General features: G+C 59.1%; 22 protein-coding genes. 16 read left to right on the top strand and 6 right to left on the bottom strand.

The window, feature by feature from the left end; translation table 11 throughout:
• The first annotated feature begins 92 nt into the window (after positions 1-92).
• Positions 93-1,466, top strand: a complete 1,374-nt coding sequence (locus C7U61_RS10700; protein WP_106998070.1) for a 3-deoxy-7-phosphoheptulonate synthase class II — start codon at positions 93-95, stop codon at positions 1,464-1,466.
• Between the two features lie 159 nt (positions 1,467-1,625).
• Positions 1,626-2,051 (top strand): GFA family protein, encoded by a 426-nt coding sequence (locus C7U61_RS10695; RefSeq protein WP_106999052.1) that lies wholly within the window; start codon positions 1,626-1,628, stop codon positions 2,049-2,051.
• 3 nt (positions 2,052-2,054) lie between these two features.
• Here C7U61_RS10695 and C7U61_RS10690 read toward each other — a convergent pair whose 3' ends face one another.
• On the bottom strand, positions 2,055-2,591 hold the full coding sequence (locus C7U61_RS10690) for a DUF1003 domain-containing protein (protein WP_106998069.1): 537 nt from the start codon (positions 2,589-2,591) through the stop codon (positions 2,055-2,057).
• A 271-nt stretch (positions 2,592-2,862) separates the two neighbouring features.
• Between C7U61_RS10690 and C7U61_RS10685 the strand changes: the two genes are divergently transcribed.
• The 3 genes from C7U61_RS10685 (at position 2,863) to C7U61_RS10675 (ending at position 7,289) form a co-directional block, all read left to right on the top strand.
• Positions 2,863-4,542 carry an NAD+ synthase gene (locus C7U61_RS10685; RefSeq protein WP_106999051.1) on the top strand — a complete coding sequence of 560 codons (1,680 nt, stop codon included), beginning with the start codon at positions 2,863-2,865 and terminating at the stop codon, positions 4,540-4,542.
• Between the two features lie 30 nt (positions 4,543-4,572).
• Entirely contained in the window at positions 4,573-5,397 is an 825-nt protein-coding gene (locus tag C7U61_RS10680) for a TolB family protein (protein WP_106998068.1), read from the top strand.
• 164 nt (positions 5,398-5,561) lie between these two features.
• Positions 5,562-7,289 carry an ankyrin repeat domain-containing protein gene (locus tag C7U61_RS10675; RefSeq protein WP_106998067.1) on the top strand — a complete coding sequence of 576 codons (1,728 nt, stop codon included), beginning with the start codon at positions 5,562-5,564 and terminating at the stop codon, positions 7,287-7,289.
• 51 nt (positions 7,290-7,340) lie between these two features.
• Here the strand turns inward: C7U61_RS10675 and C7U61_RS10670 are convergent, their stop codons facing one another.
• From C7U61_RS10670 to C7U61_RS10660, 3 genes are all read right to left on the bottom strand, one after another.
• Positions 7,341-8,093: a hypothetical protein gene (locus C7U61_RS10670; RefSeq protein ID WP_106998066.1), complete on the bottom strand. Its 753-nt coding sequence runs from the start codon at positions 8,091-8,093 to the stop codon at positions 7,341-7,343.
• Between the two features lie 134 nt (positions 8,094-8,227).
• Positions 8,228-9,176, bottom strand: a protein-coding gene (locus C7U61_RS10665) for an IS630 family transposase (RefSeq protein ID WP_106998065.1) whose coding sequence is annotated in 2 segments (ribosomal slippage) — positions 8,228-8,839 and positions 8,841-9,176 — 948 coding nt in all. Because the reading frame shifts where the segments join, the coding sequence is not laid out codon by codon here.
• A gap of 154 nt (positions 9,177-9,330) precedes the next feature.
• Complete coding sequence (locus tag C7U61_RS10660) at positions 9,331-11,643, bottom strand: NADP-dependent malic enzyme (RefSeq protein ID WP_181315832.1); 2,313 nt, start codon at positions 11,641-11,643, stop codon at positions 9,331-9,333.
• 327 nt (positions 11,644-11,970) lie between these two features.
• On the opposite strand from C7U61_RS10660, the gene C7U61_RS10655 reads away from it, so the two are divergent.
• From C7U61_RS10655 to C7U61_RS10630, 6 genes are all read left to right on the top strand, one after another.
• Entirely contained in the window at positions 11,971-12,810 is an 840-nt protein-coding gene (locus C7U61_RS10655; protein ID WP_245410813.1) for a UDP-2,3-diacylglucosamine diphosphatase, read from the top strand.
• A gap of 157 nt (positions 12,811-12,967) precedes the next feature.
• Positions 12,968-14,185, top strand: coding sequence for an MFS transporter (locus tag C7U61_RS10650; RefSeq protein WP_106998063.1), 1,218 nt, complete (start codon positions 12,968-12,970; stop codon positions 14,183-14,185).
• Positions 14,186-14,335: 150 nt separating this feature from the next.
• On the top strand, positions 14,336-15,496 hold the full coding sequence (locus C7U61_RS10645) for an MlaE family lipid ABC transporter permease subunit (protein ID WP_106998062.1): 1,161 nt from the start codon (positions 14,336-14,338) through the stop codon (positions 15,494-15,496).
• Between the two features lie 12 nt (positions 15,497-15,508).
• Entirely contained in the window at positions 15,509-16,372 is an 864-nt protein-coding gene (locus C7U61_RS10640) for an ATP-binding cassette domain-containing protein (RefSeq protein WP_106998061.1), read from the top strand.
• Positions 16,373-16,381: 9 nt separating this feature from the next.
• Positions 16,382-17,752, top strand: a complete 1,371-nt coding sequence (locus C7U61_RS10635; protein ID WP_106998060.1) for an MlaD family protein — start codon at positions 16,382-16,384, stop codon at positions 17,750-17,752.
• Between the two features lie 38 nt (positions 17,753-17,790).
• On the top strand, positions 17,791-18,402 hold the full coding sequence (locus tag C7U61_RS10630; protein WP_106998059.1) for an ABC-type transport auxiliary lipoprotein family protein: 612 nt from the start codon (positions 17,791-17,793) through the stop codon (positions 18,400-18,402).
• Between the two features lie 6 nt (positions 18,403-18,408).
• Here C7U61_RS10630 and C7U61_RS10625 read toward each other — a convergent pair whose 3' ends face one another.
• Complete coding sequence (locus C7U61_RS10625; protein ID WP_106998058.1) at positions 18,409-18,807, bottom strand: polyketide cyclase; 399 nt, start codon at positions 18,805-18,807, stop codon at positions 18,409-18,411.
• 280 nt (positions 18,808-19,087) lie between these two features.
• On the opposite strand from C7U61_RS10625, the gene gndA reads away from it, so the two are divergent.
• Positions 19,088-20,515 carry an NADP-dependent phosphogluconate dehydrogenase gene (gndA, locus tag C7U61_RS10620; RefSeq protein ID WP_106998057.1) on the top strand — a complete coding sequence of 476 codons (1,428 nt, stop codon included), beginning with the start codon at positions 19,088-19,090 and terminating at the stop codon, positions 20,513-20,515.
• Positions 20,516-20,576: 61 nt separating this feature from the next.
• Here the strand turns inward: gndA and C7U61_RS10615 are convergent, their stop codons facing one another.
• A complete protein-coding gene (locus C7U61_RS10615) occupies positions 20,577-21,611 on the bottom strand; it encodes a LacI family transcriptional regulator (RefSeq protein WP_106998056.1) in 1,035 nt (344 codons plus the stop codon).
• Positions 21,612-22,060: 449 nt separating this feature from the next.
• Between C7U61_RS10615 and C7U61_RS10610 the strand changes: the two genes are divergently transcribed.
• The 4 genes from C7U61_RS10610 (at position 22,061) to C7U61_RS10595 (ending at position 26,441) form a co-directional block, all read left to right on the top strand.
• The gene (locus C7U61_RS10610) at positions 22,061-23,296 is read left to right on the top strand and encodes an ABC transporter substrate-binding protein (protein WP_106998055.1); all 1,236 of its coding nucleotides are present in this window, start codon (positions 22,061-22,063) and stop codon (positions 23,294-23,296) included.
• Positions 23,297-23,506: 210 nt separating this feature from the next.
• The gene (locus C7U61_RS10605; RefSeq protein WP_106998054.1) at positions 23,507-24,412 is read left to right on the top strand and encodes a sugar ABC transporter permease; all 906 of its coding nucleotides are present in this window, start codon (positions 23,507-23,509) and stop codon (positions 24,410-24,412) included.
• Positions 24,413-24,449: 37 nt separating this feature from the next.
• Positions 24,450-25,346 (top strand): carbohydrate ABC transporter permease, encoded by an 897-nt coding sequence (locus C7U61_RS10600; RefSeq protein ID WP_245410812.1) that lies wholly within the window; start codon positions 24,450-24,452, stop codon positions 25,344-25,346.
• Positions 25,347-25,349: 3 nt separating this feature from the next.
• On the top strand, positions 25,350-26,441 hold the full coding sequence (locus C7U61_RS10595) for an ABC transporter ATP-binding protein (RefSeq protein WP_106998052.1): 1,092 nt from the start codon (positions 25,350-25,352) through the stop codon (positions 26,439-26,441).
• Positions 26,442-26,478: the final 37 nt, after the last annotated feature.

Raw genomic sequence — 26,478 nt, 5'->3', positions numbered from 1 at the left:
CCTTTGCAAGCGGGCGGCAAAGGTTTATAAGCGCGCGTTATTTACGACGACGGGCCGTCCGAAAAGATCGGGCGCACAAGCAGGTGAGTGAGATGGCACAGAATTGGACCCCGAGCAGTTGGCGGCAGAAACCGATCCAGCAGGTGCCGGATTTTCCGGACAAGGCAGCGCTGGCAGAAACGGAAGCGCAGCTCGCAAGCTATCCGCCGCTCGTTTTTGCCGGTGAAGCCCGTCGCCTGAAGGCGCATCTCGCCAACGTTGCCGAAGGCAACGGCTTCCTGCTTCAGGGTGGCGATTGTGCCGAAAGCTTTGCCGAGCACGGCGCAGACACCATTCGCGACTTCTTCCGTGCCTTCCTGCAGATGGCCGTCGTGCTGACCTTCGGCGCCCAACTGCCGGTCGTCAAGGTCGGCCGCATTGCCGGCCAGTTCGCCAAGCCGCGCTCTTCGAACATCGAAACGCAGAATGGCATCTCGCTGCCGAGCTATCGCGGCGACATCATCAACGGCATCGATTTCACCGAAGAGGCACGCATTCCCAATCCGGAACGTCAGATGATGGCTTACCGCCAGTCTGCCGCGACGCTGAACCTGCTACGCGCCTTCGCGATGGGCGGCTATGCCAACCTCGAAAACGTGCAGAAGTGGATGCTCGGCTTCGTCAAGGACAGCCCGCAGGGCGAGCGTTACCGCAAGCTTGCCGATCGCATCGGCGAGACGATGGATTTCATGCGTGCGATCGGCATCACCGCCGAGAGCAATGCAAGCCTGCGCGAAACCGATTTCTTCACCAGCCATGAAGCACTGCTGCTTGGCTATGAAGAAGCCTTCACCCGCGTCGACTCCACAACCGGCGACTGGTATGCCACCTCGGGCCACATGCTCTGGATCGGCGACCGCACGCGCCAGGCCGACCATGCCCATGTCGAATATTTCCGCGGCATCAAGAACCCGATCGGTCTGAAGTGCGGCCCCTCGCTGCAGGCGGACGATCTGATCAACCTGATCGATATTCTGAACCCGCAGAACGAAGCCGGCCGCCTGACGCTGATCTGCCGTTTCGGTCACGACAAGGTCGCCGACAACCTGCCGCGCCTCATCCGCGCCGTCGAGAAGGAGGGCCGCAAGGTCGTCTGGTCTTGCGATCCGATGCATGGCAATACGATCACGCTCAACAACTACAAGACGCGTCCGTTCGAGCGCATCCTGTCGGAAGTGGAAAGCTTCTTCCAGATCCACCGCGCCGAAGGCACCCATCCGGGCGGCATCCATATCGAGATGACCGGCAAGGATGTGACCGAATGCACGGGCGGTGCCCGCGCAGTCGGCGCCGAAGACCTTCAGGATCGCTATCACACCCATTGCGACCCGCGCCTCAATGCCGACCAGGCGCTGGAACTTGCCTTCCTGCTCGCCGAGCGGATGAAGGGTGGCCGTGACGAGAAGCGCATGCGCGCGCACGGCTGAACAGAGCCGCATCCATGACCTATCAAACGGGCCGGCGAAAACCGGCCCGTTTGCTTTTGGGGGCCTGAGCAATCAGCGCGGCTGAAAGATGCTTCATTTCTTTGAGATTGACCCAAATGCGGTTCTCGGGAAGGCTGCCTCGAAATAAAGGGAGCGATGATGAGCGACGAACACAGGGGAGCCTGCCTTTGCGGCAGCGTACGTTTCAAGACACGGGGAAAACTGCGCGAGGTCGTCGCCTGCCATTGTTCGCAGTGCCGCAAGCAGACCGGGCTCTATTATGCCGCGACCAACGTCGCGCGCGAAAATCTCATCATCGAGGGAGAAGAGGCGATCACCTGGTATCGTGCCAGCACGTTCGCGCGGCGCGGTTTCTGCAAGATCTGCGGCTCGGCCCTGTTCTGGGTCGCCGACAGCGCCGATGAAATATCGATCATGGCCGGTCTTTTCGACCAGCCGAGCGGCCTTGAGATGGGCTATCATATCTATTGCGCCGACAAAGGCGATTATTACGAGATCAGCGACGGACTGCCGCAATATCGGCAGGGGCGACCGGGGCTTTTGACGGCCGGTCCCTCCGACTGATCGTCAGATAGCGCCTTTTTCGGCAACGAGCTTGCTCAGTTTGGCGAGCTCTTCCCGCACCACCGCAAGCTCGGTCAACACTTGCATATCGATCTTCTGGTGGAGGGACAGTACTTCGAGTTCGGACTTGAGATTGACTTCATAGTCTTTGGCGGCCTCGAAGCGGTCCCTTTCTGCCTGCCGGTTCTGCGACATCATGATGATCGGGGCCTGAATTGCGGCGAGCATGGAGAGGACGAGGTTCAGGAAGATGAAGGGGTACGGGTCGAAGGCGTTCGTGGCGAGAAGGATCGTGTTGACGACGCACCAGAAGGCCAGAAACAGCAGGAAGGCGATGATGAAGGACCATGAGCCGCCAACGCGTGCGATGCCGTCGGCCAGACGCTGTCCCCGAGACGATTCCGCCGAGATGGCCGCGTTGATATCGGTGGAGATGATCTTTCGCTCGTGCGCCTTTTTTAGAACGCGTTTTTCGATATCGCCCAGTTGATCCGCCGTCTTGTCAAAATGCAGATGAACGAAGTTGGGAAGATTATGCATTGGGAGAGCTCCGAGGTCCTGATGGCATTGGGTGTAACTATTCGGCCAAAGCGCAAAAATGCAATGATCGATGAGTTTCAAACGTCACCGCGCGGTTGCCGCTGTGCAGCCAGAGCGCATGCTGGTCGCTCCGGGAGTCTGACTATCCGACCGGCCGCTGGTCTCGTATTTTTCGGGCAAAAATACCGCCTGGGCGCGTGGTGCGATCTTTGATGCGCGTGCGGGGAGGAAGGCGGTTGCGGAAGAAAGATGGCATCGCTAAATGTATGGCATGACAGAGCAAAGCCAGATTACCCACACCATCCGCATCGCCGTCGCGCAGTTAAATCCGACCGTAGGCGACGTCGCAGGCAATCTCGCCAAGGCGCGTGAGGCCCGCGCGGAAGCCGCGCGCGAGGGCGCTCAGCTCCTACTGCTGACGGAATTGTTCATCTCCGGCTATCCGCCGGAAGATCTCGTGCTGAAGCCGGCCTTCATTCGCGCCTGCTGGAAAGCGGTAGAGGCCCTCGCTGCCGATACGGCGGATGGCGGCCCTGGCGTCGTCGTCGGTTTTCCGCGTCAGGACGACACCGGGCGTTATAATTCCGTAGCCGTGTTGGACGGTGGCAAAATCATCTTCATCAGAGACAAGGTCGATCTGCCGAACTACGGCGAGTTCGACGAGAAGCGTGTCTTCGACGAAGGGACGATCTCCGGTCCCGTCAATTTCCGGGGCGTCCGCATCGGCATACCGATCTGTGAGGAAATCTGGAACGATCTCGGCATCTGTGAGACGCTGGCCGAGAGCGGTGCGGAAATTCTGCTTGTGCCAAACGGTTCGCCTTACTACCGCGGCAAGGTCGATGTCCGTCACCAGGTCGCTTTGCGGCAGGTGATCGAGTCAGGCCTGCCGCTGATCTTTGCCGCACAGGTCGGTGGTCAGGACGAACTGGTTTTCGATGGCGCGAGCTTCGGTTTCAACGCCGACAAGACACTGGCCTTCCAGATGAGCCAGTTCGAAACTGCCTTGGCGGTCACCACCTGGAAGAAGAACGGCGACGGCTGGCACTGCGCAGAGGGCCCGATGGCTCATATTCCCGAAGGCGAGGAGGCGGATTATCGCGCCTGCCTGCTGGGCTTCCGCGACTATGTCAACAAAAATGGCTTCAAGTCGGTCGTGCTCGGCCTCTCCGGCGGCATCGACTCGGCGATCTGCGCCGCGATCGCCGTCGATGCGCTTGGCGAAGAGCGTGTGCGCACCGTCATGCTGCCCTATCGCTACACGTCGCAGGATTCGTTGAAGGATGCGGCCGATTGCGCCAAAGCGCTCGGCTGCCGCTACGATATCGTGCCGATCGAAGATCCGGTGACGGGCTTCACTTCGGCCTTGTCAGATCTCTTCGAGGGCACCGAAAGCGGTATCACCGAGGAAAACCTGCAGAGCCGCGCCCGCGGAACCATCCTCATGGCGATCTCCAACAAGTTCGGCTCGATGGTGGTGACGACGGGCAACAAGTCGGAAATGTCTGTGGGATATGCCACGCTCTATGGCGACATGAACGGCGGTTTCAATCCGATCAAGGATCTCTACAAGATGCAGGTCTATGCGCTGTCGCGCTGGCGCAACCTGCATGTGCCCCCCGGTGCGCTCGGCCCTTCGGGCGAAGTCATTCCCCATAATATCATCGACAAGGCGCCTTCGGCGGAATTGAGGCCGAACCAGACCGATCAGGATTCGCTGCCGCCCTATCCGGTGCTTGACGATATCCTCGAATGCCTGGTGGAAAAGGAAATGTCGGTGGAGGAGATCGTTGCCCGAGGCCATGATGTCGCAACCGTACACCGCATCGAGCATCTGCTCTACCTCGCGGAATACAAACGCCGCCAGTCGGCACCGGGTGTGAAGATCACCAAGAAGAATTTCGGTCGCGACCGTCGGTATCCGATCACCAACCGGTTCCGCGATCGCTGATCGCGGCATCAGCGGCAAGGGAGAGGAAGAATGCGCAGCTCGGTCGAGATCTATAACATCCGCACGGGTGCGAACCGGGTGGTCTGGCAAACGGACCGGCTGATCGAAGCGCCGAACTATTCGCCCGACGGCCGGTATCTGCTGCTGAATGGCGACGGACTGCTCTACCGGCTGCCGCTGGATGGCAGCGGCATCGCACAGGTCGATACCGGCTTTGCGACCCAGTGCAACAACGATCACGGCATTTCCCCGGATGGGTCCCTGATCGCGATTTCCGACAAGACCCAGCACGGCAAATCCTGCATCTATGTTCTGCCGGCAGAGGGCGGTACACCAAGGCAGGTGACGACCAATCTGCCCTCCTACTGGCACGGTTGGTCCCCGGACGGGAAACGCTTCTCCTATTGCGGCATCCGCAACGACGTTTTCGATATCTACACGATCTCGATCGATGGCGGCGAAGAGACCCGGCTGACGCATGGCGAGGGCCGCAACGACGGACCTGACTATTCAGCCGATGGGCAATGGATCTATTTCAATTCGAGCCGCACCGGCCTGATGCAAATCTGGCGCATCCATCCCGATGGCACCGACCTGGAGCAGGTGACCCACGACAATTATGGCAACTGGTTCGCCCATCCGTCGCCAAAGAACGACAAAGTCGTCCTGATCTCCTACGATCCAGATGTTTTCGATCATCCGCGCGATCTCAATGTGCGGATGCGGCTCATGGATATGGATGGCGGCAATCTGACGACGCTGTTCGAACTCTTCGGCGGGCAGGGATCGATCAATGTGCCGAACTGGTCACCGGATGGAGACGAGTTCGCCTATGTCCGCTATGAGCCGGCCTGAGCGCTGGACAGATCGCAACCCGCGCGATAGATCTGGATGCGTTCTCAGGGCGCATCCGATCCGCGGGAAGGGCCAGGCCCACCTGATGCATATAAAGTGAGACTGCCACACCTCTTTTCAGTCTGTGGGCGCGGATACCCGACATAAATGGAAGGAGGTCTATCGTGACCACGCGCTCTTTGGCTGTCGACGCCACTCTCGATTCCCTGAAAAAGCAAGCCAAGTCTTTTCTCAAAGCCGTTCAGTCGGGCGATGCTTCTGCCCGCAGCCGCGTAGCACCCTATTTTACCGATATCGCCGATGTGGGGTTGCAGGACATTCAGCTTGTTCTTGCTCGCGAGTTCGGTTTCTCCAGCTGGACGAAGCTCAAATCATATCTGGAAAGCGGCGATCGCAAGCATGCTCCGGCAGATCAGCTAGCCAACCGATTCCTGTCGCTCGCGACGGTTTCCTACTTTGCCAATATTCCCGCCGATACCATACGCTTCGATGAGGCGCTGCGACTGCTGGAGGCTCATCCGGAGATTGCCGACGAAAGCATCCATGTCGCTGCTGCGCTTGGCGACGCCGACCGCGTAGCTCGCTGGCTCGATCGTCAGCCTCAGCTCCTTGATCGCAGGGGCGGGCCGCATGATCTTACTCCGCTGATGTGCGCCGCCTACGCTCGCGTGCCGGGTCGTTCCAGCCTTCCGGCCGCCCGCGAACTGATCAGGCGCGGGGCCGATGTCAACGCCTTCTTTCTCGATGCTGGCCAATATCGGTTCACCGTTTTGACCGGTGTCTTCGGCGAGGGCGAGGCGGGGAAGGAGCGCCAGCCTCCGCATCCGGAATGCGAGGCATTCGCGCGGTTGCTTCTCAATGCCGGCGCCGAGGCGAATGACAGCCAGGCGCTCTACAACCGCATGTTCGAACCGGACGATACATGCCTGAGATTGCTGATCGAGTATGGCTTGTCCGCGAGGGATAAGAACAACTGGCTCGTCCGCGAGGACGGAAAGTTCGTCGAGAACTCGCAGACTGTTTTCGACTATCAGCTTGCCTGGGCGCTGGAACATCGTATGGGCGAGCGGGTGCGCCTGCTGGTGGATCATGGGGCGGATGTGCTGAAAGTCGTTAACGGCAGAACACCGTTCGAGTGGGCTCGGCTCGGGGACGATAAAGCATTGGCTGAGTATCTGGTGCGCAAGGGTGCCGTTGCAGTTCGCCTGAAGCCGGAAGACGAATTCTATATCGCAATTACGAACAAGGAAATTTCGCTCGACGAGTTGCTTGTCATGCAGCCGCCCGGTGACATGTTGGCGGCGATGCGGAAAGCCCATCCCGCCATGCTCCACGACGCTGCCGGGGAAAACGACCTCGAAGCCGTCCGTCGAATGCTGGCTCTGGGGTTCGATGTGAACACCATGACCGGCCGCACGCCGCTGCATGAGGCGGCATTACATGGCCATATGGAGATGGCGAAACTGCTGATCGAGCATGGAGCCGATACCACTATTCGCGACCCTAGTTTTCATGCGCCGCCAATCGGTTGGGCCGAATATAACGGCAAGGATGAGATGGTCGGGTTCCTGAAGGCCTATCCGCTCGATATTTTCGCGGCGGCCGCTTTCGGCCAGGTCGATCAGCTCGCGGCTATTCTCGATAGACATCCGGAGCAGGTGAATATCCGCTTTGGCGAATTCCGCTCGCGTGGGCAGCCCACCGATCGCGATTGGATGACGCCGCTTGGCTTTGCCATCGTCAATCGACGCGGCGAGGCGGTTCGCTTCCTGCTGGCGCAGGGTGCGGATCGCTCGATAAGGGATGTTTCCGGACGGTCCTATCGCGATCTTGCGCGGGAGATGGGCGATGAGGCCATCATCTCTCTGTTACGCCAGTCGGGACCGGCGTGAAACCTTCGAGGCAGGGTGGTCAGGCGGAGATAGGAAACGGCTGGCCGTGCATTATTGCGTCGGCTGCGGCCCAGCCTCTTTGGGATGCTTGAGGTCGATGCTGCCCTGGTCGTTCGCGAGGAATTGCGGGCCGACCTGGCGCACCTTATGGTCCGAGGGATCATAGGCGCGATCCGGCGGAAATTGCTGCGGCTGCGCCTGCGTTACCTTGGGGGGCGACGTCGGCGGCGCTTGCTTTTGCTCCAGGCTGGAATTCTTCTGGAGCCTTGGCGTCTCGATAACGGTGATGGAGCTTTCAGGATTAGCCAAGGACTGCTCCTGCGGCGCATAGGCATCCATCTTCGTGTGGGTATCGATTACGATGTCCGGGGTTGCCGAAGCCGGCGGGCTGCAGCCGTTGCGCTGCATCGTATCCAGCAACCGCCGGCGCTGCATGGCAACGGCATCGACTCGGCCGACGCTTTGCTCGCGCTGATCCATCAGCAGGGAGAGATCCTGCCGCATCTGATCGATCGATTGCCTGATGTCATCGCAGACGCCCTGATTGTCCTGGCCCCCAAATACTCCATCGTCACCTTCCGCACACCCTTGGTTGCGTAGATCGCTCATCGTCCGGCGGATCATCAAGTTCTGTTGGACGATGGCGCGCGAGAGCTGGCGCGTTTCCTGGCTGGCGCCGACCACTTCGCTGATATCGACGTAGCGGCCGCGCAGTTCGTCGCAGAGATCGGCCTGTGCGAGGGCCGGCGTGGCCGTCAGCAGGGAAAAGAGGGCAATGGAAGTGTGTTTTATGCCGCGGTTCACGGTTCTGCTCTCGAAAGCGGTTTTAAGTCGCTGAAGATTACATGCCGCAGCTTAACAACGTATCCATGAAAAAGCACGGATTTCGAGAGGATTTTCGCGAATTGCTGCTCGCAGCCGCCAATGGCTAGAGCATTTCATGTTTTGTTTGAAGCGTATCCGGCATTGACAAGATAGTTGGTGCACTCGTCTGGACCGATTGTCTGGACGAGTGAGCCGAGATATCGCCAGGTGTCGTCGACGGTGCGCTTTTGCGCTTTTCGCATCCAATGCTTGATCTTGGCGAAGGCCTGCTCGATTGGATTGAGGTCAGGTGAATAAGGCGGCAGAAACCAGAGCCTTGCGCCGGCGGCCTTGATCAACTGGCGTATCTGCACGGATTTGTGGCTACCCAGATTGTCCATGATGACGATGTCGCCTGGTCGCAGCGTCGGGATGAGTTGTTGCTCGACATAGGCCTTGAAACATTGGCCATTGATCGGGCCGTCGAAGACGCAGGGTGCGGTGAGACAATCGGCCCGGAGCGCGCCGATGAAAGTCAATGTGCGCCAATGGCCATGCGGAGCAAAACCACGCAGGCGCTTGCCCTTAACACCCCAGCCGTAGAGCGGCGCCATGTTGGTCTTAATCCAGGTTTCGTCGATGAACACAAGCCTTTGAGGATCAAGTCGCGTCTGCCATGACTGCCAGCGCTTGCGCCGACGGACGATGTCAGTGCGCGCCTGCTCAAGGGCAAACATCGTTTTTTTTGAAGCGCAGCCCCTCGCGGCGCAGGAAACGCCAAACGGCGTCATGCGAGACGATGACGCCTCTTGCCGCTAGTTCGTCCTTGAGGCCGTGCAGGCTGATCTGCGGGCTCTGAGCAATCCGCTCGGCTATGAAAGCGCGATGCGGTTCTAAAAGGCGCTTGCGATGCCCGCCCATCTGACCGGGCGCGATGGAGCCGCTGCGGCGATAGCGCTGCGACCACTTCACGACAGATGAGACCGAGACACCGAACCGCGCCGCCACCGAGCGGCAGCTCTCTCCCGCCGCAGCAGCGCCCACGACACGTTCACGCAGATCATTCGAAAGAGGTGCGACCATCGATGCTGACCTCCTCTCAGCCAGCATCTTGAATCACATTCGACAACAAAAGGGAATCCGCGATTCAAATAAAATCAGAAACGCTCTAGGAGATAGACGGTACCGCGATTGCATGAAGCGCGGAACCGTTCTGGCGGCGGCTGGAGATGCAGTGTCAGGCGATCTGCGAGGCCTCAACGACGGCGAGTGCCGCCATATTGACCACGCCGCGGGAGGTGACCGACGGCGAGAGAATGTGGGCCGGAAGCGCCGTCCCGAGCAGGATGGGGCCGACGTGCAGACCATCGGTCATCGTCTTGACGACGCCGAGCGTGATATTGGCCGCATCGAGATTGGGGAAGACCAGTAGATTGGCTTCGCCGGAAAGCGCGCTGTCCGGCATTACGTGACGGCGCAGGCCCTCGGAAATGGCGCTGTCGCCATGCATTTCCCCGTCGACCTCCAGATCCGGCGCTGCCTCGCGAATGAGAGCCAGTGCTTCGCGCATCTTGGTGGCGCTTTCCGACTCCCGTGAGCCGAAGTTGGAATGCGACACGAGGGCAGCGCGCGGCTCGATGCCGAAGCGCTTGATTTCCTCGGCTGCCAGCCAGGTCGATTCCGCGATTTCCTCGGCGGTCGGGTTAAACGTCACATAGGTATCGGTGTAGAAGGTCGCGCCGCGCTGCGAAATGAGCAGGCTCAGTGCGGAAAAATCGCGAACGTCCGGCCGCTTGCCGATGATCTGGCGGACGATGCGCAGATGACGCTCGTAGCGGCCTTCGAGGCCGCAGATGAGCGCATCGGCTTCGCCGCGCTTCAGCGCAAGAGCGCCGATGACGGTTGTGTTGGTGCGAACGATGGTGCGCGCTGCTTCCGGGATAACGCCTGCGCGGCCGACCAGCGAGAAATAGAGATCGACATACTCGCGGAAGCGCGGATCGTCTTCCGGGTTGATGACGGCGAAATCCGTATGCGGACGGATCTTCAGGCCGTAGCGCTTCAGGCGCGTCTCGATGACGGAAGGACGGCCGATCAGGATCGGAACGGCCGTGCCTTCTTCAAGAAGAACCTGGGCGGCGCGCAGCACGCGCTCGTCCTCGCCTTCGGAAAACACGACACGCTTGCGCTCGGCAGTCTTCGCCGCCGCAAAGATCGGCTTCATGACGAAGCCGGAGCGGAAGACGAAGCGGTTGAGCTCATCCATATAGGCGTCGAAATCCTTGATCGGACGCAGGGCGACGCCGCTGTCTGCGGCTGCTTTCGCCACGGCCGGTGCAATACGCAGAATGAGGCGCGGGTCGAAGGGCGAGGGGATCAGGTAATTGGGTCCGAAGACCGGAGTTTCACCGGTATAGGCCCGCGCCGCGACGTCGGAAGGCTCTTCGCGGGCAAGTGCTGCGATGGCGCGTACGGCCGCCATCTTCATCTCTTCGTTGATCGTCTTGGCGCCGCAATCGAGCGCACCGCGGAAGATATAGGGGAAGCAGAGGACGTTGTTGACTTGGTTGGGGAAGTCAGAGCGGCCGGTGCAGATCATCGCATCGGGGCGGGCGGCACGGGCGAGATCCGGCATGATTTCCGGTGTCGGGTTGGCGAGCGCCATGATCAGCGGCTTTTCGGCCATCTGCGCCAGCAGTTCAGGCTTGAGTACGCCGGCGGCGGACAGGCCGAGGAAGACGTCGGCGCCCGGAATGGATTCGGCAAGCACCCGCTTGTCGCTATCCTGCACGTAGATGGATTTCCACTCGTCCATCAGGACGTTGCGGTCCTTGTAGACCAGGCCCTCGATATCGTGGACCCAGATGTTTTCGCGCTTGGCGCCTAGAATGACGAGCAGGTTGAGGCAGGCGAGTGCGGCCGCACCGGCACCGGAGGCGACGATCTTCACATCTTCGATCTTCTTGCCGGCCAGTTCCAGTCCGTTGAGGATGGCGGCGGCGACGATGATGGCGGTGCCGTGCTGATCGTCGTGGAAGACCGGAATTTCCATTTTCTCGCGCAGGCGGCGCTCGACGTCGAAGCATTCCGGTGCCTTGATGTCTTCGAGATTGATGCCGCCGAAGGTCGGCTCCAGCGCCGAAACGGTATTGACCATCTCATCGACCGTCGGCGCCGCGATTTCGATGTCGAAGACGTCGATGCCGGCGAATTTCTTGAAGAGAACAGCCTTGCCTTCCATAACGGGCTTCGAGGCGAGCGGGCCGATATTGCCGAGCCCGAGCACTGCCGAACCGTTGGAAATCACCGCCACGAGATTGGCGCGGGACGTATAATCGGCTGCCGTTTCCGGGTTGTCGCGGATGGCGATGCAGGGAGCGGCGACGCCGGGGGAATAGGCAAGCGCCAGATCGCGCTGGTTGCCCAGCGGTTTCGTCGCCTGGATTTCCAGCTTGCCGGGGCGGGGATAACGATGGAAATAAAGCGCCTGATCGTCGAAATTGCCGCTCGGCATATTCTTGGCTGCTTTCGAAGTGTCGTTCGTGTCCAACTCGCGTCTCCATTCCTGCCTGCGCTAGAGTCCCCTCCATACATCAATCGCTTCGCCTTCACAGTATGCAATTGAGGTGACGGCGCGTTTTTGTCGTGGCAAAACTGAATTGCCTTTTTTGCAAGGATCAGGCGGCGCAGGTCCCTCGGGGCGAATATTGCGGTGGCGGCTGGCCAGGTTTTGCATCGGTATTGCGAGCTTCAAGAGCGACGTCCACATCTCTCGCGATTATCGCTAGGCGCTGTTGAACTTAATTCCTGAGCCGTCAGGCACAGGGTTTGTCATCTTCCTGAAACACGAGTCTGGTTTTGGAATAGCCAAGGTAGGATAGGGCACGGACAAAAGTTCGTGAATGAAAACATGGACCCCCGGCATTTCCGAACGCTATTCATTTCTGACGTGCACCTCGGCTCGAAGGCCGCCAAGGCGGACTACCTGCTCGACTTTCTCCGTCACCACGACGCCGATACCATCTTCCTGGTAGGCGACATCGTCGATGGCTGGAGGCTGAAGCGAAACTGGTACTGGCCCCAGCATTGCAACGATGTGGTTCAGAAGCTCCTGCGCAAAGCCCGCAAGGGGACACGTATCGTCTATATTCCCGGCAATCACGACGAATTCCTGCGGGATTTCCCCGGCATGCACTTCGGCGGCATCGAAGTGGCGCAGCGCGCCATGCATGAAACGGCCGATGGCAAGAAATATCTCGTGCTGCATGGCGATGAATTCGACGTCGTCGTCCGCAATGCCCGCCTGCTCGCCTATCTCGGCGATTGGGCCTATGACATGGCGATACTGATCAATATCGGCCTTGCGGCGGTGCGCCGCCGCCTGAACATGCCCTATTGGTCCTTCTCGGCCTGGGCGAAGCTGCAGGTAAAGCATGCCGTGAATTTCATCGGCGAGTTTCAGCGCGTGGTCGCCGAAGAAGCCAAGCGCAACGATGCCGACGGTGTGATCTGCGGCCATATCCACCATGCCGTGATCGAGGATCTGGACGGCATCCGCTACATCAATACGGGCGATTGGGTGGAAAGCTGCACGGCGATTGCCGAACACGAAGACGGTACGTTCGAGCTGATCACCTGGCAGAGCATTCTCGAGACGCAGCCGGTTGGCTCGCCGGTCGAGGAAATGCCGCGGGCACTTGGGGCGCAGGCGGCTTAATTCCCGCATCTCTTCACAGGCCTGCTAATAGCTTGTCATAATTATTGAACGCCTGCGGCTTCGGTTTTTCCGAAACGATACGGTTTTGGCCATTTCTCGCCATGGTCGTATTCTCGATAGCATGATAGGGACAAATAAGTTCCCCTTCAGGTCTGTCATGATTCCCGCAATCAAGTCCTTCCAGGGCGAGGGTGCGCCCCCATATTTCCGCTTGCGCACCGCCTTGTCCTATTGCGCCCCGTTGTTCGTCAACGGAATTGCCCTGCCGTTTTTTCCCGTCTGGCTGGCGGGGCTGAATTTCAATGATCATGAGATCGGCCTGGTGCTCGCCATTCCCATGGTCGTGCGGGTGCTCGTGACACCCGTCATCGCGGTGCTCGCCGATCATATGACGGAGCGGGCGGATGTGCTGCTATGGTCGGGTGCACTGTCGCTGCTGACGGCTGTTGCGCTCTACTGGACGAGCGATTTCTGGCCGGTGCTTCTGGTCTACGGCATTCAGGGCGCCACCTACGCGCCTTACGTGCCGGTGGTCGAGTCGATCGCTATGTCGGGCGTGCGGCGCTGGGGTTTCGACTATGGTTCCATGCGAGTCTGGGGATCGATCACTTTCATCCTGTCGACCCTTCTCGGCGGCCAGTTGATCGGCATGTGGGGCGGCACCACCGTTCTGCCGGTAATGGTGGCCGGATTCATTCTGACGACGCTGATGGGCTTTTTCGCCCCGCGCATAGGGCCGACGCGCCGGCGCAATCAACCGATCAATCTGCAATCGCCGACCGGAAATCTGCGCTCGCCGCAATTGCTCATCACCATGATCGGGGTGTCGATACAGCAATCGAGCCATGCGATGCTCTATACGTTCGCGTCGATCTACTGGCATAAGCTTGGTTTTTCCGGCGCGCAAATTGCTGTCCTATGGAGCATCGGCGTTGCGGCCGAGGTGATGGTTTTCTTCCTGTCGAAGAGGCTTGGCCGGCGGTTCAGCGCCTGGACGTTGATCTTTTTCGGCGCGACCATGTGTATTCTGCGCTGGATTCTGTTTCCGATCAATTTGGGCTTCCTCGGCTATTTCGTCCTCCAATGTTTTCATTCCTGCACCTATGCGTGCGTCCATACTGGCATTCAGCGCCGTATCGTTGCCTCGGTGCACGAAACGCAGGAATCGTCAGCGCAGGGGGCCTATTATTTTTACAATGGGATGTTCCTGGGGTTGATGACGCTTGCATCCGGCTATCTCTATGCCTGGCTCGATCTGGCAGGTTATTATGTCATGGCCGGCATAGCAGCGCTGGGCCTTGTCATGGTCATTTTCGCCTATGGACTGCAGGCGAGGAAGCCGGCAATGGGCGGCGGCGCTCACGGCGTATCCTGACGCGGTGCAACAAATTCATTTGGATATCAAAAAGCCGTGACATATGTTGGCGCCGGCGCGAGATGGAAATTCCACGCGTAGTCGGTGTATGAAGCATTGACCAAGCGGACTTTCCGAGTCGGCTTATATTGTGCCAGATTTGAAAGACGCATGAGTTTGAAAGCAGCCGAACAAAGGTCCGATGCACCGAAGATCGATGATGCGCCCGAGGGCGCAGGCCATCGTTATCGGCTGGAGGGCAATTGGCGCAGCGCCAATGTGCATGGCGTCCTGCGCCAGATCGAGCAGCTGTCCAAGCGCAGTTCCGGCGGCGACGTCGTGATCGACCTTTCCGGTCTTTCCGATGTCGATACGGCAGGCGCGTTGCTGATTCGCCGGCTGAAGGAAAGCCAGGAAGCACATAAGGCTCGCGTCACGATCGAAGGCTCCAATCCGCATATCGACGAATTGCTGACGACGTTCGATACGCAACCGGACGACGAGGCGGCAGCGGCGAAGCCGAGAAAATCATTGGCGGAGCGTGTCTTTGCGCCTATCGGCGAAAGCGTCTACGATATCTGGGGCAATCTCATCGCCGCCATGTATATCCTGGGTTCGGCCGTGCGTGGTGGGCAGCTCAAGTTCGGCCGCGGCAGCGGCGTTTCGCCGGCCTCGATCATCAATCAAATCGATCATATGGCGGTGCGGGCCGTTCCGATCATCCTGCTGATGTCGTCGCTGATCGGCGCGATCATCGCCCAGCAGGGCGCTTTTCAGCTACGCTATTTCGGCGCGGAAATCTTCGTGGTCGATCTGGTCGGCATCCTGCAATTGCGCGAAATCGGCGTGCTGCTGACCGCGATCATGATTGCCGGACGTTCGGGCAGCGCGATTACCGCCGAAATCGGCTCCATGAAGATGCGCGAGGAAGTGGACGCGCTGAAGGTGATGGGCCTCAATCCAGTCGGCGTGCTGATTTTCCCCCGGCTGGTGGCGCTGACGGTTGCCCTGCCGCTGCTGACGGTCATTGCCAACTTTGCCGCGCTTTTTGGCGCTGCCCTGGTGTCCTGGGCCTATTCCGGCATCACGTTTGCGACCTTCATCTCGCGTCTGCATGAGGCCGTCAGCATTTCGACGGTCATTTCGGGCATGATCAAGGCGCCGTTCATGGCGCTGGTCATCGGCATCGTCGCTGCGGTCGAGGGTTTGAAGGTGGGGGGCAGTGCCGAATCTCTCGGGCAGCACGTGACGTCGTCGGTGGTGAAGTCGATCTTCGTCGTGATCCTCATGGACGGGCTTTTCGCCATGTTCTACGCAGCAATCGACTTCTGAGGGACGATAACGATGAGCGCGCTTCATTCGGAAATCCCGTTGGAAAAAGACGAGCAGGGCAGGGACATCGTGCTGTCGGCCCGGGATGTAACGGTCGGCTTCGGAGCGAAGATCGTTCTCGACAAGCTGAACCTCAATATCTACCGAGGCGAAATCCTCGGTTTCGTCGGCGCTTCCGGCGCCGGCAAGTCCGTGCTGCTGCGCACTGTGCTGCGGCTCCTGCCGCGACGATCGGGTAAGATCGAGATCCTCGGCGAAGATTACGACAAGCTCGGCGAAGAGGACCGCAATCGGCTCGACATGCGGCTCGGCGTTCTCTTCCAGCAAGGCGCACTGTTTTCCTCGCTGACGGTCAAGGAAAACATTCAGGTACCCATGCGGGAATATCTGGACCTGCCGCAGGAGATGATGGACGAGCTGGCGCTGATGAAGATCCGGATGGTGGGTCTCGCCGCTGATGCCGCCGACAAATATCCTTCCGAGCTTTCGGGCGGCATGATCAAACGCGCGGCGCTCGCCAGAGCCCTAGCGCTTGATCCCGACCTCGTTTTCCTGGACGAGCCGACGTCTGGCCTCGATCCGATCGGTGCGTCGGAATTCGACGAATTGATTGCCAAGCTGCGCGACACGCTGGGCCTGACCGTTTATATGGTGACTCACGACCTCGACAGCCTGTTTTCCGTCTGCGACCGTATTGCCGTTCTCGGACAGAAGCGGGTATTGGTGGAAGGCACGGTTGAGGACATGCTCGCCTGTGATGACCCCTGGGTGCAATCCTACTTCAGGGGCAAGCGCGCACGCACGATCGTGCCGCGCGAGGACATCAAAGGGCACAACGACGACAAAGGCGCAGGCGCCCACAGCCGCGAGAAGTGACTGGAGACAATGGAAACCAAAGCCAATTACACGATCGTCGGGTTCTTCACGCTGGTTGTCATCGCGGCCGCCTTCGGCTTCGTCTACTGGATGGCGGAATATGGCCGCGGCGGTCCGATGGTCGAGCTCGTCGTGCGCATTCCCGGTTCGGCAAATGGGTTGAGCGTCGGCTCGCCGGTTCGCTTCAATGGTATTCAGGTCGGCTCGGTGCAGGGGCTCTCGATCGACGCCGACGATCCGAACTATTCTCTCGCCTTCACGCAGGTGCGCGCCGATGCGCCGGTCTACACCTCGACCAAGGCCATTCTTGAGATCCAGGGCCTGACGGGTGCTGCCTATATCGAGCTTTCCGGTGGTCGCAACAGTGACGAAAACATCCTCAAGCGCTCGATCGACACGGGCAAGCGGGCGGTCTTGCTCGCGGATCAGTCCAGCGTGACCAACCTGTTGACGACGGCCGACAAGATCCTGAACCGCGCCAATGACACGATCGGCGACATTCAGGGCTTCGTCTCGGATTCCCGAGGGCCTCTGACGGATACCGTGCGCAATGCGCAGAAATTCTCCAAGGCCATCGCTGACAATTCCGACAATATTGACAAGTTCCTGGCAAGCGTCGGGCAGCTTTCCGATACCTTCAAGACCGTTTCAGTCCGCGTCGACTCGACGCTCGATGCGATCGAGAAGCTGGTGCGCGCGGTCGATGCCCGGAAGGTCAACGACGTCATCGCCAACGCCGACAAGATCACGGCCAATGTCGCCGACGCGACGACGGACCTGAAGGCGACCATTGCGAGTTTCAAGCAGACGGCCGATACCTATACGACCTTCGGTCAGAACGCTCAAAAGACGCTGGATCGGGTCGATGCGATCGTCGCGCAGATCGATCCGGCCAAGATCAAGGGATCGGTTGACGATATTGCCGATGTGACGAAACAGGCGCGTACGGCGGTCGCTTCGATCCGGGACGTCGCCAACTCGGTTGCGGCGCATCAGCAGGATATCGACCAGACGATCGCCAATGCCCGCGAGATTTCGACCAAGCTTAACGCAGCATCCGGCAAGGTCGACGGAATCCTGACGAAGGTCAATTCCCTGCTCGGCGACGACAGCACGAAATCGCTGTTCGCAGAAGCCAAAGACACGCTCGAATCCTTCAAGAAGATGGCGGACAATCTCAATTCCCGTATCGGGCCGATCGCCGACAACTTGCAGAAATTTTCCAGCAGCGGATTGCGCGATGCCCAGACCCTCATCAATGACATGCGAGGCACGGTTGACAATCTGAACAGTACAATCACTAATTTCGACCGCAATCCGCAACGACTGATTTTCGGCGGGGATACGGTCAAGACTTATGACGGCCGCGCGCGGCATTGATGAAGAGCGATATCTGGTCTCCAGGGGATAAGCGAAATATGATCGGTTGCGTGTCGAGTGGGCGTCATCAGGTGTGGAAAGCTGTCATCGCGTTACCATTGTTCGCAGCCTTGCTGGGAGGCTGCGGGAGTACGAATAAGGATACCTACGATCTTTCCGCGTCGGTAAAGGCGAGCGGACCTTCGGTCAAGAGCCGCCAGATTCTCATTCCGCCGCCGACGGCGCTGCAGGCGCTGGACAGCAATCAGATCGTCATTCGCGTCTCGTCCTCTGAAATTCAGTATCTCGGCAAATCGCAGTGGAGCGACAAGCTGAGCAAGATGGTGCAATCGAAACTGGTCGAGGCCTTCGAGAATACCGGCAAGCTCGGCGGCGTCGGCGTGCCGGGGCAGGGACTTGCAATCGATTATCAGATCGTCACCGATATCCGTTCCTTCGAGATCAATGCCTCGGGCGGTCAGAAGACGGCGATTGTCGAAATTTCGGAAAAGATTCTGAACGATCGCACGGGCACGGTGAAGGCCCAGAATGTCTTCCGCAAGGTCGTGCCGGTCAGTGGCGGCAGCAATCCTGATTTCGTCCGCGCACTCGATGCTGCATTCGCCGGTGTGGCAGGCGAACTCGTGGACTGGACCTTGCGGTCGCTGTAAGGGCGATCAGCGTTCCATCAACTCTTTCAATCTCTTCAGATCGCGCATGACATGCGCGGCATCGGCCGCGAATTGCGTTTCCTCCATGCCCGGTAGCTGGAGCAGGGTGAACATGACCTCGCAGCCGTCGCCGTTCGGTACGACGCGTAAGGCGTTGTAGACCTGCAGATCGGATTCCAGCGTAACCCAATGGTCGATGACCCCGAAATCATTGCGAGGCGAGAAGCGGACCCGAGCAGTGCCGAGCGTGCCTTCGGCGATCCAATCATTCCCATCCTGCGTCAGCCCGGATGCCAGGCCCGAGGCCCAGAAGGGCATATTTTCCGGGCGGCTGGCGTAGTCGTAGACCTCCTTCCAGTCGCGATCGATGGAGAGATGCACGATCTTCGCATTCATGGTCGACATGGTGTTTTCCTCCTCTATATCACCGTCAAAGGGCTGAGATCGGCCGCAACCCTGCATTCGCGCGAGATGAATCGCGAATTCGGCAACATTGTTGCACAGTTCTGCAAAGGGAACGATTCACGGCTTTCGAAGACTTGCCGTTTTCCGTCCGGAGTGCAACAACAGCCCCAACGCAGGGCTGCCGCCCGTCGCGCCGAGCGTCGGCGGCATTGCGTCATATCGGATGTTGCTGCGTCTTCGGTGTGGCCGGGCGCGGTAAACGGCTCACTGGAGGATTGTCGTGGAAAAGGCAGAAATCGGGCTGATCGGTCTCGCGGTAATGGGATCGAATCTGGCGCTCAACATCGCTGAAAAAGGCAACAAGATCGCGGTCTTCAACCGTACGCCGCAGGTGACGGATGAATTCTACGCGAATGCTGGCGCGCTCAAGGACAAGATCATTCCCTGCAAGACGATAGAGGAGTTCGTCGAGGCAATCCGTCCACCGCGGCCGATCATCATCATGATAAAGGCCGGTGAGCCGGTCGACCAGCAGATGGCGGCGCTGCAGCCGCATCTCGACAAGGGCGACATCATGATCGATGCCGGCAATGCCAATTTCCGCGATACGATCGCCCGCTTCGACCGCCTCAAGGACACCGGCCTGACCTTCATCGGCATGGGTGTCTCTGGCGGCGAGGAAGGGGCGCGTCATGGCCCCTCCATCATGGTCGGCGGCACGGAAGAGTCCTACAGGCGTGTCGAGAAGGTGCTGACTTCGATCGCTGCCAAGTACAACAACGATCCCTGCGTTGCCTGGCTCGGCAATGACGGCGCCGGTCATTTCGTCAAGACGATCCACAACGGCATCGAATATGCCGACATGCAGATGATCGCCGAAATCTACGGCATCTTGCGCGATGGCCTCGGCAAGAGCGCCGCCGATATCAGCTCGATCTTCGGCGAGTGGAACAAGGGCCGCCTCAACTCCTATCTTATCGAGATCACGGAAAAGGTTCTTGCCGCCAAGGACCCGGCAACCGGCAGCGCCATGCCTGACGTCATCCTCGACAAGGCCGGCCAGAAGGGCACCGGCAAGTGGTCCGTTATCGAAGCCCAGAACATGGGCATTCCCGCGACTGCCATCGAAGCCGCCGTTGCCGCCCGCAGCCTCTCGGCCATCAAGGGCCAGCGTGAGGCGGCCGAGAAGATCTTCGGCACGCCGGACTACAAGTTCCCGATCGCTTTCGGTCCCGATCTCTTGAGGGATCTGGAACTCGCGCTGTTCGCCGCCAAGATCGGCGCCTATGCGCAGGGCTTTGCCGTGATGGCCGAGGCCTCGAAGGAGTTCAACTGGTCGCTGCCGATGCCTGTCATCGCCAAGATCTGGCGTGCCGGCTGCATCATCCGTTCGCAGTTCCTCGATGAGATTACCAGCGCCTTCACGAAGACGCCGGACGCGGCGAACCTGATCGTCACGCCTGCCTTTGCGGAAATGGTCAAGGAATCGATCCCGTCGCTGCGCCGCATCGTTTCTGCGGCGACGGCTGCCGGCCTGCCGGTTCCCGCGCTTGCGTCGGCACTGACCTATTTCGACGCGTATCGCCAGGCTCGCGGCACCGCCAACCTGATCCAGGCCCAGCGCGACTTCTTCGGCGCCCACGGCTTTGACCGCGTCGATGGCAAGGATATTCACCACGGCCCATGGGGCAGTGGTGCTCAAGGCTGATAAAACAGTCGGATACGATTATCGAAAGGGCCTGCCGTGAAAGCTGCAGGCCTTTTCGTTGTCAGCTCTTTGGCCAGACGGGTGGGCTGATGCTTTGCAGAAGTTCCGGCTCCACGCCGTCGATGCGCGCGATGACTGCCTTGGCGAGTTCCCGGCCGGCATGGCGAAAATCTTCCGATACTGTGATGATCTCAGGTCTGATCCAGCTTAAGACATCCGTCGACTGCTTGGCGACCATATCGATATCACGGCCCAAGCGGAAACCGGCTGCCTCGATGCCGGCGTTGACGGCTATGGCGCCGCCGCTGCTGGAGCAGACGATCCCATCGGGCGCATGCGGAGAGCGCATCAGTGCCTCGACCGTGTCCTTGATATCGGCAAGGGCATTGTCGGTGGTAATCCTGAGCGGGATCTCTTCCGCACCATATTGATGCAAACCCGTTTGGAAGCCTATACGGGTATGCGAATAATAGGTCAGTTTGCTGGAGGGCTGCAGCAGGGCCAGGCGACGCCGTCCTTTGGCGACCAGCGCGCGCACGGCCTCGTGGGCGAAGGCTTCATTGTCGAAATCATGGAAGGGATGGACGATGCCCATATCGGTTCGTCCATGCGTAGCAAAGGGCATGCCGCGGTCGTGCATGAGTTCGACACGCGGATCGTCCGGTTCGGTACGCGATATGATGACGCCGTCCGCTGAACCGGTATCGAGGATATAGCGCACCGGCACCAGCGGGTCCTTGCTATGCGAATGCGGCGTAATGACCAGATGATACTGAGTGCCGGCGAGAACCTCGGAAATGCCGAAGACGATGTGGCTGGTGAAGCCCATGATTTCTTCGTCGATGCTCAGCACCAAAGCGATGACATTGGTCTTGCCGGTTCTGAGGCGCACGCCGGCGCGATTGGGATGATATCCCAATTGCCGCGCGACCATGCGCACCCGCTGCTTTGTCTCGGCGCCGATGTCGGGAGCATCTTTCAAGGCGCGGGAGACGGTGGTTATCCCGAGCCCCGTCATAAAGGCGATCGTCTTGAGCGTCGGCCGTTCACGCGTGGATGGCGCTGTGCTGCTGCCGGAAATCTTCTTACTGTCCATGTCCTGCAATGCTGCCTCCCGCGACCAACCGCCTATCATTGCCCACGGCCATGCCGCAAGCCTATGTATGATGTGGTCGCTCCTTCCTCGTCTCGAAAATCTGTAACGATACAGTTGAAAAGTCGAGCACTTTTTCTCCTATCGAGAAAGCTGACATGGGCGATGGCTCAATCCACCTATCTTTTCCCAAATTTGCCGATGCGAAGTGCAGGCTACAGAGGCTTCGTTGTCGGCATTTGAAATATACCAATATAATCAAAATGTTAAATTTTATGTCCGCCAGCAAATGGTGAGATGGGTGGTAAGCGCTTTGGCATATTTGAAAGAGGGTATATAATCCAAGGCGGCTATATTTGAGCTTGCTGAAAAATTTTATGAGCGGGCGGTTGCGCGTTCAAAATGATTCGACTACGTTTTTCCGGCAACGTTTCAGTGAGGGAGGAGAACTCATGAATATTCGTTTGATGGCCGTTATGCTGGCCGCTTCAGTCGCGCTGCCGTTTGGTGCGGCCAAGGCAACTGACCTTGAGGTAACGCATTGGTGGACGTCCGGTGGCGAAGCTGCCGCCGTGGCGGAATTGGCGAAGGCGTTCGACGCGACCGGCAATCATTGGGTCGATGGCGCGATCGCCGGTTCGGGCGGTACTGCTCGTCCGATTATGATCAGCCGCATCACCGGTGGCGATCCCATGGGTGCCACCCAGTTCAACCACGGCCGTCAGGCCGAGGAACTGGTGCAGGCCGGCCTGATGCGGGATCTGACCGATGTCGCGACGCAGGAGCATTGGAAGGACATCATCCGTCCGTCGAGCCTGCTCGATTCCTGCACGATCAACGGCAAGATCTATTGCGCTCCGGTTAATATTCACTCCTGGCAGTGGCTCTGGCTTTCGAATGCTGCCTTCAAAAAGGCCGGCGTTCCGGTTCCGAAGAATTGGGATGAATTCGTCGCCGCCGCTCCCGCGCTGGAAAAGGCAGGCATCGTTCCGCTCGCTGTCGGCGGTCAGCCCTGGCAGGCAACGGGCGCCTTCGACGTGCTGATGGTTGCCATCGCCGGCAAGGACGTCTACCAGAAAGTATTCGGCGAGCGAGACGCCAAGTTGGCGGCTGGCCCGGAAATTGCGAAGGTCTTCAAGGCCGCCGATGATGCCCGCAAGATGTCCAAGGGCTCCAACGTTCAGGATTGGAATCAGGCGACGAACATGGTCATTACCGGCAAGGCCGGCGGCCAGATCATGGGCGACTGGGCGCAGGGCGAATTTGCGCTCGCAGGTCAGAAGGCAGGCACCGATTACACCTGCCTTCCGGGTCTCGGCGTCAACGAAATCATCTCCACGGGCGGTGACGCTTTCTATTTCCCTCTGCTGAAGGATGAGGCGAAGTCGAAGGCTCAGGAAGTTCTCGCCAAGACGCTTCTCGACCCCAAGACGCAGGTCGCCTTCAATTTGAAGAAGGGGTCGCTGCCCGTGCGCGGCGACGTCGATCTCGCATCCGCCAACGACTGCATGAAGAAGGGCCTGGAAATCCTGAAGAAGGGCAACGTGATCGAGGGTACGGACCAGCTTCTGTCTGCCGACACGCAGAAGCAGAAAGAGGATCTGTTCTCCGAGTTCTTCGCCAATCCTTCGATGACGCCCGAAGCGGCTCAGAAGCGCTTCGTCGAGATCATCGCTGCGGCTGATTGATTCGATCTTTTCGCCGTAGCGATACCGGCCTCCTCGTGGGGCCGGTATCACGACCGGGACGCATCTCGCTCATCGGAATTACGGCGCTTCTTGTCGGCAACGGACGCGCAGGATGTGATGTCGACTGTCGGCGAGGAGGGAGCGGCAGAAACTGCGCTCATTGACGCGGTTCCTGATCACCGAAGCAGTCGCGCTTCAGAAAGAGGTACAATGACGGGTCACGCGAAAGCCGGCCGGCCAAATCAATATCTGCGCAATTTGAATTCGAAGATTGCATCCATTCCAATGATCCTGACCGCCGTCGTCATCTTTTTTGGCGGCACGATCTGGACGGTCGTTTATTCCTTCACCAATTCGAAGCTGCTGCCCCGTCTCAGCTTCGTCGGACTGGATCAATACTACCGCCTGTGGGCAGCACCTCGCTGGAGCGTGTCCATTGAAAATCTTGCGGTTTACGGCATTTTTTCGTTGATCTTCAGTCTCGTGATCGGCTTTGTGCTGGCTACGCTGATGGACCAGAAGATCCGGTTCGAAAACACCTTCCGCACGATTTTTCTCTATCCTTTCGCTCTCTCCTTCATCGTCACCGGCCTTGTCTGGCAGTGGCTGCTCAACCCCGACTACGGCATCCAGTCCGTGGTGCGTTCGCTGGGTTGGACGACCTTTACCTTCGACCCCCTCTATACCCCGAGCATCGTCATCTACGGTGTGCTGATTGCGGCTCTCTGGCAGGGAACTGGGCTCGTGATGTGCCTGATGCTCGCAGGCCTGCGCGGCATCGACGAAGATATCTGGAAAGCGGCACGCGTGGACGGGATTCCCATGTGGAGGACCTATCTTTTCATCGTCATTCCGATGATGCGCCCGGTCTTCATCACAACGCTGGTCATCATCGCCAGCGGCATCGTCAAGGTCTACGACCTCGTCGTTGCACAAACGAGCGGCGGACCCGGTATCGCTTCCGAAGTCCCGGCGAAATACGTCTACGACTACATGTTCCAGGCGCAGAACCTCGGTCAGGGATTTGCTGCTTCCACCATGATGCTGGTGACCGTCGCGATCATCATCATTCCCTGGGCCTACCTGGAATTCGGCGGAGGGCGCAAACGTGTCTAATCCTGTTACTCTCAAGAATGCGAACGGCGGTGCTGCCTTGACTGACAAGACGCTCTCCGGACCGAGAGGGCGCAAGCCGCGCCGGGTGATTTCCGGCCGCAATATCATGCTCTACGGTACGCTCTTCGTTGCCGCGGCCTATTACCTGTTGCCGCTCTATGTGATGATCGTCACATCGCTGAAGGGAATGCCTGAAATCCGGCTCGGCAACATCTTCTCGCCGCCGCTCGAGATTACCTTCGAACCATGGGTAAAGGCCTGGGCAACGGCTTGTACCGGTCTCAATTGTGACGGTCTTTCCCGCGGCTTCTGGAATTCCGTACGCATCACCGTGCCGTCCACGATTCTCTCGATCGCGATTGCTTCGGTCAACGGCTATGCACTTGCCAACTGGCGCTTCAAGGGAGCTGATCTGTTCTTTTCGATCCTGGTGATCGGGGCGTTCATACCCTATCAGGTGATGATCTATCCGATTGTCATCGTACTGCGCGAAATCGGCATCTACGGTACGCTGACCGGACTTATTTTGGTGCACAGCATCTTCGGCATGCCGATCTTGACGCTTCTATTCCGCAATTATTTCGCATCGCTGCCGGTAGAGCTTTTCAAGGCGGCGCGCATCGACGGTGCCGGCTTCTGGCAGATTTTCCTGCGTATCATGCTGCCCATGTCGCTGCCGATTTTCGTCGTCGCGATGATCCTGCAGGTCACGGGCATCTGGAACGACTTCCTGTTCGGCGTCGTCTTCACCAGGCCGGAATATTATCCGATGACCGTTCAGCTCAACAATATCGTCAATTCCGTCCAGGGCGTGAAGGAATACAACGTCAACATGGCGGCAACGATCCTGACCGGTCTTGTTCCACTTATCGTCTATTTCGTGTCCGGACGGCTCTTCGTCCGCGGCATTGCCGCCGGCGCAGTGAAGGGGTGATCCATGAACAGCAGCGTTTCCATCAGAGACCTCTCGCTCGATTTCGGTGCGGTCACCGTTCTGAAGAACCTCAACCTCGAGATCAATGACGGCGAATTCCTCGTACTTCTCGGTTCGTCGGGCTGTGGCAAATCGACTTTGTTGAATTGCATTGCCGGCCTGCTCGATATCACCGAAGGGCAGATCTTCATCAAGAACAAGAACGTCACCTGGGAGGAGCCGAAGGACCGCGGCATCGGCATGGTGTTCCAATCCTATGCCCTCTATCCGCAGATGACGGTCGAGAAGAACCTGTCCTTCGGCCTGCGTGTCGCCAAGGTGCCGCAGGACGAGATCAATAAGCGCATCGCGCGCGCTGCCGAGATCCTGCAGATCCAGCCGCTTCTGAAGCGCAAGCCGGCCGAGCTTTCAGGCGGCCAGCGCCAGCGTGTCGCGATCGGGCGGGCGCTCGTGCGCGATGTCGACGTCTTCCTCTTCGACGAGCCGCTGTCGAACCTCGATGCCAAGCTGCGCTCGGAACTGCGCGTGGAAATCAAGCGGCTGCATCAGTCGCTGAAGAACACGATGATCTACGTGACCCATGACCAGATTGAGGCGTTGACGCTCGCCGACCGCATCGCGATCATGAAGAACGGCGTCATCATGCAGCTCGACGATCCCACAACGATCTATAACGAGCCGCGCAATCTCTTCGTGGCTGGCTTCATCGGCTCGCCGTCGATGAATTTCCTCAAGGGCGAGTTGGTCAACCGCGAAGGCGAGATCGTGTTCGCGACCAATGACGTGCTGTTTTCTCTCGATGGCTACAAGGCCGGCGAGGCGCTGCAGGCCGGCCGCAAGGTCGTATTGGGTGTTCGCCCCGAGCATATCAAGGTCAATGAAACGGCCGTGTCCGGCGCCGAGATCCACAATGCAACGGTCGATATCGAAGAGCCGATGGGTGCCGACAATCTGCTCTGGCTGAAGCATGCCGGTCACACCATGTCGGTTCGCGTCAACGGCGCCAGGCGCTTTGGCCCCGGATCGGCGGTACAGCTCGGCTTCGACATGTCTCTCGCATCGCTCTTCGATGCGCAGACAGAACTCAGAATATGATCCCATGCCCGGAGGCGGCCAGGCCGCCTCCTTCTTT

This window comes from Rhizobium sp. JAB6, assembly GCF_003024605.1.
Taxonomy (GTDB): Bacteria; Pseudomonadota; Alphaproteobacteria; order Rhizobiales; family Rhizobiaceae; genus Rhizobium.
The sequence above is the reverse complement of the archived record's forward strand: the minus strand, read 5'-3'. Positions and strand labels throughout refer to the sequence as shown.

Bases quoted from the DNA above. Each gene is read 5' to 3' on its own strand.
- C7U61_RS10700 (WP_106998070.1), top strand. From the start codon at position 93: ATGGCACAGAATTGGACCCCGAGCAGTTGGCGGCAGAAACCGATCCAG.
- C7U61_RS10695 (WP_106999052.1), top strand. From the start codon at position 1,626: ATGAGCGACGAACACAGGGGAGCCTGCCTTTGCGGCAGCGTACGTTTC.
- C7U61_RS10690 (WP_106998069.1), bottom strand. From the start codon at position 2,591: ATGCATAATCTTCCCAACTTCGTTCATCTGCATTTTGACAAGACGGCG.
- C7U61_RS10685 (WP_106999051.1), top strand. From the start codon at position 2,863: ATGACAGAGCAAAGCCAGATTACCCACACCATCCGCATCGCCGTCGCG.
- C7U61_RS10680 (WP_106998068.1), top strand. From the start codon at position 4,573: ATGCGCAGCTCGGTCGAGATCTATAACATCCGCACGGGTGCGAACCGG.
- C7U61_RS10650 (WP_106998063.1), top strand. From the start codon at position 12,968: ATGATTCCCGCAATCAAGTCCTTCCAGGGCGAGGGTGCGCCCCCATAT.
- C7U61_RS10645 (WP_106998062.1), top strand. From the start codon at position 14,336: ATGAGTTTGAAAGCAGCCGAACAAAGGTCCGATGCACCGAAGATCGAT.
- C7U61_RS10640 (WP_106998061.1), top strand. From the start codon at position 15,509: ATGAGCGCGCTTCATTCGGAAATCCCGTTGGAAAAAGACGAGCAGGGC.
- C7U61_RS10635 (WP_106998060.1), top strand. From the start codon at position 16,382: ATGGAAACCAAAGCCAATTACACGATCGTCGGGTTCTTCACGCTGGTT.
- C7U61_RS10630 (WP_106998059.1), top strand. From the start codon at position 17,791: ATGATCGGTTGCGTGTCGAGTGGGCGTCATCAGGTGTGGAAAGCTGTC.
- C7U61_RS10625 (WP_106998058.1), bottom strand. From the start codon at position 18,807: ATGTCGACCATGAATGCGAAGATCGTGCATCTCTCCATCGATCGCGAC.
- C7U61_RS10615 (WP_106998056.1), bottom strand. From the start codon at position 21,611: ATGGACAGTAAGAAGATTTCCGGCAGCAGCACAGCGCCATCCACGCGT.
- C7U61_RS10610 (WP_106998055.1), top strand. From the start codon at position 22,061: ATGAATATTCGTTTGATGGCCGTTATGCTGGCCGCTTCAGTCGCGCTG.
- C7U61_RS10605 (WP_106998054.1), top strand. From the start codon at position 23,507: ATGACGGGTCACGCGAAAGCCGGCCGGCCAAATCAATATCTGCGCAAT.
- C7U61_RS10595 (WP_106998052.1), top strand. From the start codon at position 25,350: ATGAACAGCAGCGTTTCCATCAGAGACCTCTCGCTCGATTTCGGTGCG.